Source organism: Pantoea cypripedii, from assembly GCF_002095535.1.
GTDB classification, from domain to species: domain Bacteria; phylum Pseudomonadota; class Gammaproteobacteria; order Enterobacterales; family Enterobacteriaceae; genus Pantoea; species Pantoea cypripedii.
Genome location: NZ_MLJI01000001.1, coordinates 1,955,670 through 1,970,371 on the forward strand (window position 1 = coordinate 1,955,670; position 14,702 = coordinate 1,970,371).

Sequence of the window (14,702 nt, forward strand, 5' to 3'; positions counted from 1 at the left end):
TTATTGGGCGGTGCGCATCGCTACCGGTTGCGCGGTGACCGGCATGCCGGGCATAAAGACTTTCTGTAAACCGTTCACAATCACCTTGTCGCCAGGTTTCAGGCCGCTCTGCACGATACGCAGGCCATCAGCCAGGTCACCCTGCTGGATGTCACGACGCTGCGCTTTGCCGCTGGCGTCCACCACGTAAACGTATTTACGATCCTGGTCAGTCAGCACGGCTTTATCGTCGATCAGCAGAGCGTTGAAATCAGCGCTGCCGGGCAGGCGTACGCGGGCAAACAAGCCGGGAGTGAACTGACGTTGCTGATTATCCAGCGTGGCACGCATGCGGATAGTGCCGGTGCTGGCTGTCAGCTGGTTATCAAGGAAATCGACTTTACCGACATGGGGATAGCCCTGTTCACCGGTCAGACCGATTTCCACCGGCAGAGAGCCGCGATTTTCTCCCTTGCGCGCCATAGCCTGGTAACGCAGGAAGGTGCCTTCATCCACGTCGAAATAGACGTAGACATGATCCTGCGACACCAGCGTGGTCAGCACGCTGGCGCTGTCTCCGGCGGTCACCAGGTTGCCGATGGTGATCATCGCGCGGCTGGCGCGGCCATCAATCGGTGCGGTAACACGGGTAAAGTCGAGATTGAGCTGGGCCATATCCACCGCCGCCTGCGCGGACAGCACGGAAGCCTGCGCCTGGCTGGCGGCGGAACGGCGCTGTTCCGCCTCTTCACGCGACACCGCCAGCGTACCAATCAACTTATCAGTACGTGCCGATTCACTGCGTGCCAGCGCCGCCTGACTGCGTGCCTGCGCCAGTTCCGCCTGCGCCTGCTCCAGTGCCGCGCGGTAGGTGCGATCATCGATAGTGAACAGCACCTGGCCTTTCTTCACTTCATCGCCTTCGCGATAGTTAACCTGGTCGATGTAGCCGGATACGCGCGGGCGCAGCTGTACGCTCTGCACCGCTTCGATACGGCCATTAAAATTGTCCCACTGGCTGACTTTCTGCTGTACCACCTGCGCCACACTCACTTCGGGCGGCGGCGGTGGGGCACTTTTGGCCACACCCCGATCACAACCGGCCAGCAGGCTTCCCAGCAGCACCACTCCTGACAGGCTTACGCCCAGACGAACCCCATATGTCTGCAGATGCATTGTAGTTATTCCGCGTTAGTCAAAAAATTGAAAGGTCTTGTACAAAAAATTTTGCAACTTTGACGGTTGCATTAAAACCTGATGAGTGTAGGCTTGTGTAAACTGCATCTGCAAGAATATCTGATACACTTTATGTGCGGTTTTGATCGCAACGGATCATGCAGGGAATACCCCTACGAGAAGTGCGGCATTTAATGCAATAATAAAACTTGCATTAAATGGCATAGTCAGTACCCTTAAAGTGTAACTGCAATAGATACTGATACTGATCGCCACGGCGACGGGAGAGAATGGAATGATGAGCGACGCATTTATTCACGATCTGATCGACTGGATTGATAACAACATTGAAGCACGTCTGGATCTGGACACCGTAGCGGGTCGCGCCGGTTACTCAAAATGGCACCTGCAACGGATGTTCAAAGAACACACCGGCTATCCGCTGGGTGAATACATCCGGGCTGAGAAACTGAAACGATCGGCGGACCGACTGACCACCACCAACGAACCGATCCTCAATGTGGCGATCTCGCTGGGTTTTGACTCACAACAGTCATTCAACCGCAGCTTTAAACGCCAGTATGGTGTGGCACCCGGTGCATGGCGTCGTCATGCCGGGCACCAGCCAAGCGTTATGCAATAAACTCCGCCAGGGCCAGCGTTGCTGGCCCGCGTTTTTCCCGCCTGAAAAGCCTGCTATTATCGGCCTCCTGAACTTCAGGAAGGCACTATGTCAAAGAAACTCTGGATTGGATTGATTATTGCGCTGGTCGCCAGTTGGGCCGGGCTAAAACCGCATTTCTCCGCAGCACCCAAAACCGATATCGCGCAGCAGACCGATGCCGAAACCGTGGCGCGCTGGTTACAGCAGCATCATAAATTGCCTGATCTCTACATCACCAAAAGTGAAGCCCGCCGTCAGGGCTGGAATCCGGCCAAAGGGAATCTGTGCGATGTGCTGCCAGGCCGGGCGATTGGCGGTGATCGTTTTGGTAACCGTGAGCAGCGACTGCCGCAGCAGGCTGGACGACAATGGTATGAAGCAGACGTCAATTACGATTGCGGCCACCGTGATGCCGATCGTCTGCTTTACTCTTCAGATGGCCTGATCTTTCTCACCACCGATCACTATCGCAGCTTTAAGCCGGTACCCTGACAATGCTGACGCTGACCTTTGATTTCCATCAACTGCCCGATCGTCAGGCGTTCTATCACGCGCTGGCGCACCAGACTCATTGCCCGTTTGCCTTCGGCAACAATCTCGACGCGTTATGGGATTGGCTGACGGGCGGCATGGCGCTGCCCGCGACGCTGCATTTACGTCATTTCGATGCCTCCAGCGTGGAATTTGCGCCGGTGCTGGCGCTGCTGGAAGAGGCCGAGGCGCAGCTGGCAGGTGAGCTGCGCCTGGTGCGCGATTAAGCGTGCAGTGGCAGCAACATAATAGCCAGCGTCTGGCGGGCGCTGGCAGGTAAGTCGCCACCGCCGGTGTAGCCATTATTCTCGACAATCACGCTGTTCAGCCCCACCAGCCAGTCATAAATGTAATAGGCGGTGTGGTTAGCCGGTGCGGCAGAGAGTCGCGTCAGGCGCTGACCTGACGAGAAACTGACGCTGGGCGCGGGCGGACGGGCAAAAATAGTCTGGCCGCGATTGACCCGACTCGCCGGACGCTCCGCTTCCGGGCGCTGTAAAAAGCCCAGCCAGGCGACAAAATCCCCCAGCACCGTCATGGCACGCGAAACCTGACGATCGGTACGCGCCTCATGCGCGCTGGCCTGTGCATCCGGCTCATTCAGTGCCGTCTGTAGCTTACTCAGCATCTGATGACGGAAGCTGGCGGTGATCAACTCCTCCACCAGCAACTCCAGCGTAGGTTTATCGACGTTAAGCAGTGCCAGCAGGCTACGACTTTCCGGCAGCTGGCGCAGGTGATCCAGCCACAACGCAAAGACCTGCTGCGGAAATTGCTTATCGTTCGGGCTGCTGTGATGACGCGGTTCACTGGCGGTGACCGGCTCGTCTTTAAACAGATCGAACTCAAATCCGATGCCGAAATAGCTTTGTCCGGCGGGGGTGGCCTGCGTCTTTTGCGGTGTGCCGCCGCTGTTCTGGCTGAGCCACAGCTGACGCACCGCGTCACGTGACGGTTGCAGACGCTCCAGCAATTCACCATGCAGACCGGTACGATGTTGCAGACATTTCAGCAGCGTATCGGCGATGGTTTGTTTGCGTGCTGCCTGCTCCGGCGTGGCACTGGCTTCCGTCCAGGGTTGCAGGCGATCCACCAGTTTTTGTTGCAGCGCACTGAGTTGCAATGCCAGGCGGTCGCGACGTGCATCCGGCTGCATTTCATCCTGCAACCAGCTGCCCATGCGATCAACGCCAGCACGGTCCAGCGCCAGCATCGATCCCCAGCTCTGGCCGGGCTGCCCAATCTGACGTTGCACTGCTTCATCCACATTGATCTGTTGATGACGCGCATCGTAGGGGGTGATGGCCCAGATCAGGCGCGGTTTCTCACCGCTGGCAGGGATCGGCTGGTGCAGATGCCATTCGCGTAATGCCTGGCTGGCGAGGTCGGCATCCTGACGCTGGCTGGCGGCGGTGCAAATCAACAACAGGTCGATATCCTGCCGTGCGGCGTAAAAACCTGGCAGCAACGCGCGCTTTTGTTCCAGCAGCCGGGCGCGCAGTGCATCACGCGTTTGCAGACGCTGGCGATCGTCAAGCTGCGCACGGTCCGTTGGCGTGCCGGGTGCCGGTAGCTCCAGCATATCGGCTTCATCATACAACGCCTGACGTGGCGTCGAGCTGAGCGGGATGGTGATTTCCAGCGTCAGCAGGGCCAGCAGTCCGAGCGGCACCTGCTGTGCTTTGCCGACGCGATTGGCGACGATCGGGCACACCTCGATCATCTCCAGCAGGTCGGCATCGCTGGCAATCAGTTTCTCGGCGGGCAGTGACGCGTCATCCACCAGCAGGCTGAGCGGGGCCAGCACGCGCGGCGCGTGGCGCAGCTGATGACGCAGGTGCATCAGGCTGCGCAGGCTTTCGCTCAGTGCCGTTTGTCCCGGCCATAGCAACGCGAACAGCTGCACGCGGTCATCCACGTTCAGCCACGGGGCGAGGGCGACTGCCTGCGGCCAGAAGTGGCGATCCAGCACCTCGGCATGACGATGATAGCGACGGCTCCACGCCCACAGCGTGACCAGCGCATCACTCTCCAGTCCCGGCTCTGGTTCACTGAGACGATGGCGTTGCAGACGTTGCAAAGCGCTATCGATAGCGGCGGTATCCGGCTGTGCTTCGGTGGTGGCACAGGCCAGCATCAGGCGGATCAGTTCTGACTCGCTGAGCAAGGTGATCTCCAGCGGCCAGGCGCTGGATGAGGTTTCCCGCTGGTGGCTGAAACGGGTGGCGCTGGCAAAATCGAGATTGCCGGGATTGATATGCTGAAAATAGTTCAGGGTTTTGTCGCCAAGACGCGCCATCAGTTGCCCCTGCGCGTCGCCGACCATTTCACTCAGCAGCCAGGCTTTACCCGCCTGCGACTGACCAAATAACGCCAGCGTCACCGGACGCGCCAGCTGACGTGCCAGTGCATGGCTTTCCACCCGGGCGCGACGCAGTTGCAGGCTCAGGGTATCGCCTTCCATCGTCAGACGCGTGGAGTGCGGTTGCTGCTGTTCCACCCAGTTAAGGGCACCATCAAGGGTTTCCTGGAGCAGGCCCAGGCGTTTTGCCAGCGTGGCTGGCGGCTGTTTCTTGGCGGTTCTCATTTTTTGCAGACGCTCCCGCTATCAATCCAGTATTGCGCATTCGCATTGCCCGTGGCGGAAAGCGTATTCAGTTTCAGACTCAGCTGCTCCAGCGGAATGCGGCTGCCATCATCCAGGCGCGCCTCGCTCAGCACCAGACGTTCCGGACCGGCATTGTCCGGACCGGGTTGCACGGCAAGTTTAATCCGCAACACGCTTTCACCCGCCACTTTGCGCGCTAACGCCGGGTCGGTGATGCTCAGGCTGTAAAGCGGCGAAGCGGGCCAGCGGTCGTTTTCCAGCTGGCGGAAGCCGAGACAGACGTTACCGCGAATGCGGAAGCTGCTCTTACGATCCAGCGCGAAGGCACCGTTATCGAGATCGATCTCGCTGTAGCACAGGTTGTCATCGCTCAGCGCCTGGGTTTCATCCAGCACGCCAAGGTAGCGGATGGTGGAGTAAGGTTCGAAATCCCCGGCGCGGAACCAGAAACTGCTGAGGCGCAGATCCAGCGCCAGCAGGCACAGCATGGCACCGACCGCAGCGGTCGATTTCGGGTTATCAATACGGCCTTGTTTGTTGAACGGATACCAGTCGCTGGTGTGATAGCCTTCCAGCGACAAAATACGGCTGCCCGGCAGCGGTTGCAGGTGGCGTACCAGCGCCTGGATGCCGGGGAAGCGCGACGGGCGGCCGGTCAGCAGCAGTACATCACATTGGTACAGCGAGACCACTTCACACATGGCACGCAGCGCCGGGATGATCGCCATCCGGTGTTGCAGGAATTCGCCATGCAGCTGGGCGAGGCTGACCACCAGCGGCACTTCCAGCAGGTCAAAGCGACTGTCACCGCCGAGGGTACGCTGAATTTCACCGTTGACGAACGCCAGTACCGCGCTGCCCGGTTTTTGCGGCACCAGCTCGCCAAACAGCGCGTTGATCTCGCTGTGGCTGTCGAGCGGGTTCCAGTTTTCATAACGCTCCAGCACCGCCTGCGCCAGCGGAATAAACAGTTGCAGGGTGACCTGCTGACGCAGCGTGGCTTGCCCATCCATGCGGCTGTCGTGGCCAAACAATTTATTCATCAGCGGTTCGGGCAGCAGCAGACCGGCTTTCTGCAAACTCTGTTGTAAAGCGGGCAGGATCCACAGCTGGATCACATCCAGCAGGATGTCGTCCCCGGCCACTTTAAAGCCTTCACGGAACAGCAGCCGTGGGGTGATTTTGACGTTATTGCCCTGGCCGTCATCAAGGCGATATTGCGTGATGGCGAGATCGGTGGTGCCTCCGCCAATATCTATCGAGGCGATACGCAGGCTTTTGCCCGGCAGCTCATCGGCTTCACGCGGGCGATCGGGGCGGGCCATGCTGGTAAAGAAATCTTCGGCGCGACCGGCAAAGTTGACCTGAGTTTCGTTGAACAGCCACACCATCTGACCGCAGGTGGCTTCATCCCACTCCATCTGCACATCCGGTACCGGGCGCAGGCTTTTGGCCTGCGTCTCGGCGGTAAAGGCTTCTTCCGCCGGATGCCAGCCTTCCGCTTTCCACACCAGCGCGATGGCTTCCTGCATGCGGCGACGGAAAATTTCACGTTCCGGTTTCGGCATCGCGGAAGGCAGGGTGAGGATGACATGGCGCAGCTGACGCGGCGTCTGGCTTTGCGGCATGCGCTGCCGTTGCGCCACGCTGTTCATCTGCATCATCGCCTGCGCCAGCAATTCGCACAGCATAAAGGTCATCAGCGAGCTGCGGCTGTAGCTGGCGGAAAATACCGGCAGACGGTCATCCGCCGCCAGCGCATGTAGCGGCTGGCCTTCATCATTCAGCAGCAGGGTAAAGGGCAGCGCGGTAGCCTGTGGTTCGTCGCCGCTGCCGTTGGCATTGAAACGCCAGCCCGGCTGATAGCGCGCTTCATCCCACAGATAACGGCGTGGGCTGGAGAGGCCGGTGCTGCCCTCCGTACCGGCACGCAACAGCGCGAGGCGACTGGCTTCGCGGCCAACACGCGTCAGTGACGGCCACATAAAGGCGTTTTCACGTCCACTTTCCAGCGAGAAATTGGCTTTGCCAAAGCGGGGCTGGGCGAACTCCAGACGGCTGTCGAACAGTTCGTTGTACACCTGATGGGGTTCAGACAGGTCGCGCAGTTGTAACTCATAGGTCTGACGCAGGCCGTTGCTCTCTTCCGGGTGATCTTCCACCAGGATGCCGCAGGTGTGGGAGTTGCCGACATCAAGAATGATATCGACATTCACCGCCGGGGTTTGGGGTGACGCCGCCTGAATGGTGATTTCCGCCAGATCGAGCTGTTCGCCCAGCAGTTCCAGCAGATTCAGGTAATGCGCCTGATATTCGAATTCACGCAGTGCCTGATTCAGTTCCTGCTCGCGGCGTGATTCCAGCGCGCTGACCTGCTGGCTAAAGGTTTCGCGCAGCCAGCCATCAACCCAGGTGTGATCGAGGAATTCACCCAGTTCATAGTTGTGCCAGGCAAGGGCAAAACTGACGCCGTTCTGCGCATCGGCCTGGCTCAGACCCAGTTGCTCGCCGCCCTCGCTTTCGGCTACCAGTCGGGTGTCAAAGGCGAGGGTGATGCGATGGGTATTGCCCGCCGCATCTGGCTGTGACAGCGGAGCCAGATGCAGACGTGCCCAGTTTTCCGGGCCACCAATAAAACGACGGCCACTGGTGCAACGCAGCACCGGTAATGGCAGCCATTGATTAGCCAGCAATGTCAGTGAATCGGCCAGCGCAATATCGGATTCGGGGCGTACCACTTCTGGCGCGCTGCCATCTTCCGGGTAGAGCAAAAACTTGCCGCTATTGCCGTCAACGTTCAGGCGCAGCAGCGGGCCATTGGCTGTCTGGCGCACAAACTGGCGGCGCGCCTGCAATGCCGGCAGACGCAGGCCAAAATCGAGAAACTGCACACCGCTATCTTCAATCAGCGTGATTTTTTGTTTGTCATCGATGAGGGGTGCCAACATGGTTATTTACTCTCACGCTTGATCGTCAACGGGAAAACCTGATCCGCGCCATATTGCGCGTCACAGCTGGCAATGCCATCGCCCTGTTTACATACCAGTTCCGGCATGCGGTAGCGCGATTTGTCGCTACAGCTGGCGGTGTATCGGCTGCGAACGACCATGGTGCCCGCACTGGTCATGGCGGCGGTGACGTCGGCCTTACAGCGAATACCATCGCCCTGGGTAATCAGCGCGGTGCCTTTGCCGTTTCTGATTTGATAACGCAGGCTCGGTGGTTTGCCGGTGGGCAGATTGGTCTGGCGCAAGGTGACACGCCAGCGACCATCGAGGAAACGCACCGAACCGACGCGCACATCTTCAGCGGTGATCACCAAATCGTCGGCTTGTGCTGGCGCGGTCGGCACTGGTGCCGCAGCCACCGGGGCTGGCGGCGTCACCGCTGCGACTGGCACCGGTTCAGGGGCGACGACCGTGGCGCTGGCCTGTGGCAGGGTGGTGGCGAGTTTTTCTGCCTGGACCAGTACCGCAGGTGGAGCAATCGCTTTGCTGACCACGGGAGCCGGAGCCTGGACGACCGCAGGTGGCGCAGCTTCCGGCGAACTGTGTAGCCAGAATGCCACACCAGCGGTGGCAGCAATGGCCACTGGCAGCAGCAGTAACCATGGACGCCATGAGCGTGCCGCAGGCGGTGGCGGGATGATTTCTGCCTGCTCCGGTTCTGGCGCGGTCATCTCCGGCAGCGGTTCTTCGCTGGCGATGACTTCGGGTTCAGGTTCTGCCACCAGTAACGGCGTATCCACCACTGGCGGCGGTTCCGGCAACAATGACGGCAGTTGCTCATCAAGGCTGTCACGCAGACAGGCCAGCGCGTCATCACGCGTGCGCGCCTGTGGATCGACAAAGCCCCAGAAAGTAATCACGGGTTTGCCATCCACCAGATAGACATATTGCTGATCGGGGAATTGCAGGGTTTTACTCAGCAGCGCGCCAAACAGGCGCATAGCCGGATTCTCGGTGTCGCGCGCGCGCTGGCTCAGGGCCTGGAGATCCTGCTGATTAAGGGTGAGTTGTTCCAGTGCCTGGCGACGTTCATGATCGCTGGCCGCCAGCCACGAACGCACTTTGCCGCTGAACGGCGCGTACCAGTCGAGGCGGTCGCCGCGTTCATTGGGCTGCGGAATGGCGAGGCAGTTCGCCAGCGTGGTTTGGCGGCGCAACCGCAGGGTTTCGCGAATTTGCAGGGCAGAGGCCCAGACCGGCTGGCCGTTCTCACCCAGTGCCAGTAGCGCGTCGAGATTGCCGCTACGCAGAAAAGTTTTTGCCACTCGTTGGCCCTTATCGGTGGATGTCTGAGGCAGAGAATCGTGTGTGATTAGCGATGGTGGTGATCTTAAGCCAAATGCAGGTGAATCAAACGGCGGAAATAAGGGGGAAAACAGGGCGGTTTTCCCCGGCTGGGCGATAAATTGTGGAAAATTTAAGCGCGGGAGCGCGGTGACAGCACCAGCCAGGCCAGCATACCGCCGACCAGGCCCCAAAAGGCGGAACCGATGCCGAGCATCGATACGCCGCTGGCGGTGATCAGAAACGCGATCACTGCGCTATCGCGATGTTGTGGTTCTGCCAGCGCGCGATGCAGGCTACCGGACAAGGTGCCCAGCAGCGCCAGACCCGCCAGCGTGGCGATCAACACCTGTGGCAGCGCACTCAGCAGCATCGCGATCAGTGCGCCGGTAAAACCGGTCAGAATATAGAAGAATCCGGCCAGTGCCGCAGCCATCCAGCGACGGGACGGATCGGCATCGACCTCTTCACCCATACAAATGGCGGCGGTGATGGCAGCAATACACACCGAAAAGCCACCAAACGGTGACAGCACCAGCGCAATGGCGCCGGTCCAGCCGGTGAGTGCAGACACCGGCGGCTGATAACCATGCGCCTGAAGCGTGGCGATACCCGGCGCATTTTGCGACGCCATCGTCACAAGGAAATAAGGTATGCCGACCCCGATCAGCGCCGCCAGAGTAAAGTGAGGCGTAATCCATTGTGGCACGCTGATGCTCAATGCCTGGGGCGGAATGGCAATGGCGTGTTGTCCCAGCGCCACCAGCACACCGGCGATCAACGCCAGGATGACCGCGTAACGCGGCAACCAAAGGCGGCTGAACAGCCATACCAGGCACATGCTGCCGCACAGCGCAAAATTGCCCTGTAAGCCGGTAAACGCATTCAGGCCGAAGCGCAGCAGGATGCCCGCCAGCATGGCTGCGGCCAGCGATTGCGGAATATATTTCATCACACGGGCAAACAGGCCGGTGATTCCGCACAGGACAATCAGCACGTTGGTGAAGACAAAGACGCCCACCACTTCATGCAACGTCAGGCCGTGCAGGCTGGTTGCCAGCAGCGCGGCTCCCGGTGTTGACCAGGCCGCCAGCACCGGCATGCGTGTCCACAGGGAGAGGCCGAGCGAGGCCACGCCCATGCCAATCCCCAGCATTGAAAACCAGCCACCAATCTGTGCCGGTGTCGCACCGGCGGCCTGGGCGGCCTGGAAAATAATGGCCGCTGAGCTGCTATAGCCAATCAGTACGGCAACTAAGCCAGAAATCAGTATGGGCAGCGAAAACGAGCTGCGTGTAGTGGCGCTGATCATGCAGGGCGGTCCTTTGTGCGTTATAGCGCACATTGTTGCATGGGACGCTATAGCGCACAAGTGCTACACTGCGCGCGAGCTTGTCAGGAGATCCCATGGAAAATCTGCATCAACACCTGAGCCTGGCGCTAAAACAGTTGCGGCAGGCCAATGGCTGGAGTTTAACGCAGGCGGCGGCACGCACCGGCGTCAGCAAAGCGATGCTTGGCCAAATCGAACGCGGTGAATCCAGTCCTACCGTGGCGACGTTGTGGAAAATTGCCACCGGCTTTAACGTCCCTTTTTCCTTCTTTATCCAGCGCAGCGAACAGCCTCCGGGCATGGTGGCAACCTTTAGCCAGAGCAATGCACAGATGCAGGCCAAATCGCTGCTGCCCTACGATGCGCAACTGCGTTTTGATCTGCTGGAAGTGACACTGGCAGCGGGGGCGCAAAGTGATTCTTCGCCGCATGAAGAGGGGGTGATTGAACAAGTGGTGGTAATCGAAGGCGAGTTGCTGCTGGGGGTTGAGGGCACCTGGCGCCGTTTACAGCCGGGTGAAGCCAGCCAGTTTGCTGGCGATAAACCACATAGCTACCGCAATCCCCAGAGCACGCCATTGCGCTTTCACAGCCTGATCCACTACCCACGTCGGCCATAAGGCTTACAAATTGATACGAAGGTAAACTACACAGTTTGCCTTCGTATTTATATACTCGCGTTTCATTGTAAGGGAGATGTCGTCATGAGCGATCTGAACAGCGCCGCCGCAGCGCTGCGTAGCGTCAACGGCAAACTGGCCAGGCGTTTGCGTGAATCGGCACCACCGGGGGATCTCACCTGGTCGCAGGTGGCGGTACTCGGCTATCTGGTACGTGATGGCGCGATGACCGTAACGGAGCTGGCGCAGGCGGAGGGGGTGCGCACCCAATCAATGGGGGCGACAGTCGCCAGTCTGCTAACCGCAGGCATGGTGCTGGGTGAAGCCGATCCGCATGATGGTCGAAAAACCCGCTACTATCCAACCAAAGCCTGTCGTGAGCTGGTGGCGACTAACCGCGCCCAGCGTGATGACTGGCTGGTGAAAAGCATGGCGACGCTCAGCCCGCAGGAACAGCAAACGCTGCTGGCCGCTATTCCCTTACTGCAACGACTTGCCGACCAATAATCCTGAGAGGACTCAACATGGCTTTATCGACACTCGACGCCAAAACCGCCCTGATTGTGATTGACCTGCAACATGGGATTGTGGCGCTGCCAGTGGTGCACGATCCGAAAGTGGTGATCGAACGTTGTGCACGCCTGACCGACGCATTCCGCGCCAAAGATCTGCCCGTGGTGCTGGTTAACGTGGCTGGCGGTGCGCCGGGTCGTAATGAGCAGGCGCGCCACAGCGGCGAGCTGCCAGCAGACTGGGCGGTACTGGTACCAGAAATGACGCCGCAGCCGGGCGACATCAGCATCACCAAAAAAACCTGGGGTGCGTTCCATAACACCAGCCTGCACGAGCAGCTGCAACAACGCGGTGTGACTCAGGTGGTGGTGTGCGGTATCGCGACCAGCATCGGGGTGGAATCCACTGCGCGTCAGGCGTATGAATTAGGTTACAACGTCACGCTGGCCACCGATGCCATGACCTGCCTGAATGCGGATACGCATCAGAACAGCGTCGAACGCATTTTCCCGCGCCTCGGTGAAACCGGTTCAACGGCGGATGTGCTGGCGCTGCTGGGATAGTTCCCGGAAAAAGCGCGATAAATCGCGCCGCTACGATGGGTTGCACTTGATTCGTCGCGGCGCGATTTTTCGCGCAAATTTAATTACTGGAAGGCGTAGCTTACGGTCAGGCCAACGCTGTAGTTGCGGCCAGGCGCCGGTTCGTAGTAACGACCATTGCTCTCGTTCACAATCACCGAACCAATATAGTTGCGGTCGAACAGATTATCGACGCGGGTAAACGCATCCAGCGTCCAGCTCTCGTGGATCAACCATTTGTAACCGGTGTTCAGACCCACCACGGTGTAAGCCGGGGCTTTCACATCGTTTTCATCATCAGCGGCGATATCGCTCATATAACGCACATCGGCTCCGGCATACCAGCCGTATTCAGGCGCGTATGACAATCCGGCGTACGCCATGTTGCGCGCAATTCCTGGGATGCGATTACCGTCGCAACTGTCCGTACCACAGGCGTTGCTGCGATAGCGCGCATCCAGCAGGGTCCATGCCGCTTTCAGCCGCCAGTTCTCACCGAACTGCTGATCCAGGCCCAGTTCCAGACCACGACGACGGGTTTGTCCGGCATTTTTATAGCTGGTCCGTCCGTTGCTGCTGCTATCCGCGACGATTTCATTATCCGTATCGGTCTGGAAAATAGCGGCGGTCAGCAGGCCATAACCGATACGTTTTTTAGTCCCCAGTTCAACGGTATCGCTGGTAGCGGGTTTCAGACCGAGATTGAGTCCGGACTGTCCATCAGAGCGGTATGACAACTCATTAATGGTCGGGGTCTCAAAACCACGACCTGCAGAAACATAGGCGTTCCAGCTATCGTCGATGGCATATTTCAGAGAGGCCGCAGGCAGCCAGCGATGGTAGGTGGCGTTGCCACTGTCGTCGCCGTTGCCGGGGGTGATGTAGAAATCGTTGGAGTCAAAATTGACGGTGCTGTAACGCACGCCAGCATCCAGCGACCACTTATCCGTCAGCTGCCAGGCGGTTTGCAGATAAGGATCAAGATTCCACATCAGATTGCGTTCATTACGACGCATATCGCCCATCACGCCGTAATCGGTCACGCCGTTACTGGTGGTGAAGTTTTCGTAACCTTTGCGGCGTTCGGTCATGGTTTCATAATCGAGACCGCCGGTTACCGTGAGCGGAATGCTGAACAGGGTGTCGCGATGGGTCCAGCGAGTATCGATACCCTGATAATGACGGGTAAGGGAAATCACGCCACCCGGATGTGCCGCGTTGGTCTGCGCACTGGCCGGAATAGACTGATACTGGGTGGTTTCACGCACACCGGCGTACATCATCACGCTCAGGTCGTCGTTTTCGCTCATCTGACGCTGATAATGCAGGCCGCCCTGGGTCTGATCGACAGTTTTACGCGCGTTGTACAAGGTGACATTGCTCGCCACCTGGCGCGGGTTTTGCTGCCACTGTGCTTCGGTTAATCCGCCCGGATCCTGCGCATCCACATGAACGCTGTTGAACAGCAGCGTCAGGGTGCTGACATCATTAATACGCACACCCAGCTTCGCGTTACCGAGATTTTTCTCGGCCGAGCTATGGTCGCGATAACCGTGCGTGGTAAAGCGTGAAGCGGAGATGGTGTAGTTGACGTCCCCGGCATGGGTGCCATCGCCGGTCGCGCCGCTGGCTTTAATGCTGTTGCGCCAGCTGCCGTAACTGCCGTACCAGCTGCTGGCTTCCAGCGTGGTGGGCTGCTGGCCGGTTTGGGTTTCAACATTGATCACGCCGCCGGACGAGTTGCCATACAGCGCAGAAAAGGGGCCGCGCAGCACTTCAACGTGGTCGATCGATCCGATGTCAACGTTTGAGGTCTGGCCCTGACCATCCGGCATGGTGGCTGGGATCCCGTCCACGTACATGCGAATGCCGCGCAGGCCATAAGTGGAACGTGAACCAAAGCCGCGCACCGAAATCTGTAAATCCTGGGCATAATTTTGCCGGTTCTGGATTTGCAGACCGGGCACCCCATAGAGATTTTCCGACAGGTTAACGCGCGGTGCCGCATGGCGCATATCTTCACCAGAAACCACGCTGACCGCTGCTGGCGTATCCAGTTCGGACAAACCAGAACCGGCGGGAGTGGCGCTGACCACCATGGTATTGCTGGCGTCATCCGCTGCCAGTAACGGTAAGGGGAACACCGCAGGCAGCGCCAGCCACAGCCCCTGACGCAGTAAAGCTATTTTCATTATGAAAGACCGTAACAAAAGAAGTGAAATGTACCGGACGGAACATTATGGCGCATATGTTAATGGTTTTATCCGTTGTTGGCATTACTTTTCAAGTCTTTGATTCCGTTTTAAGAAGTTATATGGCCTCCTTTTTACTCGTTAGTTGGCTCTGAGTTTTTTCGCATATAACTCACTCTCAATTCGCCGCCAGTTCCAGACAACGATCACGGC

Annotated in this window: 12 protein-coding genes; 6 read left to right on the forward strand and 6 right to left on the reverse strand. The window is 58.7% G+C overall.

Annotated elements, in window-relative coordinates; genetic code table 11:
• Entirely contained in the window at positions 1-1,155 is a 1,155-nt protein-coding gene (locus tag HA50_RS09115) for an efflux RND transporter periplasmic adaptor subunit (RefSeq protein ID WP_084874463.1), read from the reverse strand.
• A gap of 295 nt (positions 1,156-1,450) precedes the next feature.
• Here HA50_RS09115 and HA50_RS09120 point away from each other — a divergent pair, with 295 nt between their 5' ends.
• From HA50_RS09120 to HA50_RS09130, 3 genes are all read left to right on the forward strand, one after another.
• Positions 1,451-1,798, forward strand: a complete 348-nt coding sequence (locus tag HA50_RS09120; protein ID WP_084874465.1) for a helix-turn-helix domain-containing protein — start codon at positions 1,451-1,453, stop codon at positions 1,796-1,798.
• An 87-nt stretch (positions 1,799-1,885) separates the two neighbouring features.
• Positions 1,886-2,311 (forward strand): ribonuclease domain-containing protein, encoded by a 426-nt coding sequence (locus HA50_RS09125; protein ID WP_084874467.1) that lies wholly within the window; start codon positions 1,886-1,888, stop codon positions 2,309-2,311.
• 2 nt (positions 2,312-2,313) lie between these two features.
• A complete protein-coding gene (locus tag HA50_RS09130; RefSeq protein ID WP_084874470.1) occupies positions 2,314-2,577 on the forward strand; it encodes a barstar family protein in 264 nt (87 codons plus the stop codon).
• Here HA50_RS09130 and HA50_RS09135 read toward each other — a convergent pair.
• The 4 genes from HA50_RS09135 to HA50_RS09150 form a co-directional block, all read right to left on the reverse strand.
• Positions 2,574-4,937, reverse strand: coding sequence for a virulence factor SrfC family protein (locus HA50_RS09135; RefSeq protein ID WP_084874472.1), 2,364 nt, complete (start codon positions 4,935-4,937; stop codon positions 2,574-2,576). The genes HA50_RS09130 and HA50_RS09135 overlap by 4 nt on opposite strands.
• Positions 4,934-7,906, reverse strand: coding sequence for a virulence factor SrfB (locus tag HA50_RS09140; RefSeq protein WP_084874475.1), 2,973 nt, complete (start codon positions 7,904-7,906; stop codon positions 4,934-4,936). Before HA50_RS09140 ends, HA50_RS09135 begins: the two co-directional genes overlap by 4 nt.
• A gap of 2 nt (positions 7,907-7,908) precedes the next feature.
• Positions 7,909-9,231, reverse strand: coding sequence for an SrfA family protein (locus HA50_RS09145; protein ID WP_084874477.1), 1,323 nt, complete (start codon positions 9,229-9,231; stop codon positions 7,909-7,911).
• Between the two features lie 152 nt (positions 9,232-9,383).
• Entirely contained in the window at positions 9,384-10,562 is a 1,179-nt protein-coding gene (locus HA50_RS09150; RefSeq protein WP_084874480.1) for a benzoate/H(+) symporter BenE family transporter, read from the reverse strand.
• A 95-nt stretch (positions 10,563-10,657) separates the two neighbouring features.
• Between HA50_RS09150 and HA50_RS09155 the strand changes: the two genes are divergently transcribed.
• The 3 genes from HA50_RS09155 to HA50_RS09165 all read left to right on the forward strand — a co-directional run bounded on the left by HA50_RS09155 (position 10,658) and on the right by HA50_RS09165 (position 12,279).
• Positions 10,658-11,203, forward strand: coding sequence for a helix-turn-helix domain-containing protein (locus tag HA50_RS09155; RefSeq protein WP_084874482.1), 546 nt, complete (start codon positions 10,658-10,660; stop codon positions 11,201-11,203).
• A gap of 84 nt (positions 11,204-11,287) precedes the next feature.
• The gene (locus HA50_RS09160) at positions 11,288-11,710 is read left to right on the forward strand and encodes a MarR family winged helix-turn-helix transcriptional regulator (protein WP_084874485.1); all 423 of its coding nucleotides are present in this window, start codon (positions 11,288-11,290) and stop codon (positions 11,708-11,710) included.
• A gap of 17 nt (positions 11,711-11,727) precedes the next feature.
• Entirely contained in the window at positions 11,728-12,279 is a 552-nt protein-coding gene (locus HA50_RS09165; RefSeq protein WP_084874488.1) for an isochorismatase family protein, read from the forward strand.
• A gap of 83 nt (positions 12,280-12,362) precedes the next feature.
• Here the strand turns inward: HA50_RS09165 and pqqU are convergent, their stop codons facing one another.
• Complete coding sequence (gene pqqU, locus HA50_RS09170; protein WP_084874490.1) at positions 12,363-14,489, reverse strand: TonB-dependent receptor PqqU; 2,127 nt, start codon at positions 14,487-14,489, stop codon at positions 12,363-12,365.
• Positions 14,490-14,702 lie beyond the last annotated feature (213 nt).

Excerpts from the sequence above, each read along its gene's own strand:
- HA50_RS09115 (WP_084874463.1), bottom strand. The coding sequence starts at position 1,155 with ATGCATCTGCAGACATATGGGGTTCGTCTGGGCGTAAGCCTGTCAGGA.
- HA50_RS09120 (WP_084874465.1), top strand. The coding sequence starts at position 1,451 with ATGATGAGCGACGCATTTATTCACGATCTGATCGACTGGATTGATAAC.
- HA50_RS09125 (WP_084874467.1), top strand. The coding sequence starts at position 1,886 with ATGTCAAAGAAACTCTGGATTGGATTGATTATTGCGCTGGTCGCCAGT.
- HA50_RS09130 (WP_084874470.1), top strand. The coding sequence starts at position 2,314 with ATGCTGACGCTGACCTTTGATTTCCATCAACTGCCCGATCGTCAGGCG.
- HA50_RS09135 (WP_084874472.1), bottom strand. The coding sequence starts at position 4,937 with ATGAGAACCGCCAAGAAACAGCCGCCAGCCACGCTGGCAAAACGCCTG.
- HA50_RS09140 (WP_084874475.1), bottom strand. The coding sequence starts at position 7,906 with ATGTTGGCACCCCTCATCGATGACAAACAAAAAATCACGCTGATTGAA.
- HA50_RS09150 (WP_084874480.1), bottom strand. The coding sequence starts at position 10,562 with ATGATCAGCGCCACTACACGCAGCTCGTTTTCGCTGCCCATACTGATT.
- HA50_RS09155 (WP_084874482.1), top strand. The coding sequence starts at position 10,658 with ATGGAAAATCTGCATCAACACCTGAGCCTGGCGCTAAAACAGTTGCGG.
- HA50_RS09160 (WP_084874485.1), top strand. The coding sequence starts at position 11,288 with ATGAGCGATCTGAACAGCGCCGCCGCAGCGCTGCGTAGCGTCAACGGC.
- HA50_RS09165 (WP_084874488.1), top strand. The coding sequence starts at position 11,728 with ATGGCTTTATCGACACTCGACGCCAAAACCGCCCTGATTGTGATTGAC.
- pqqU (WP_084874490.1), bottom strand. The coding sequence starts at position 14,489 with ATGAAAATAGCTTTACTGCGTCAGGGGCTGTGGCTGGCGCTGCCTGCG.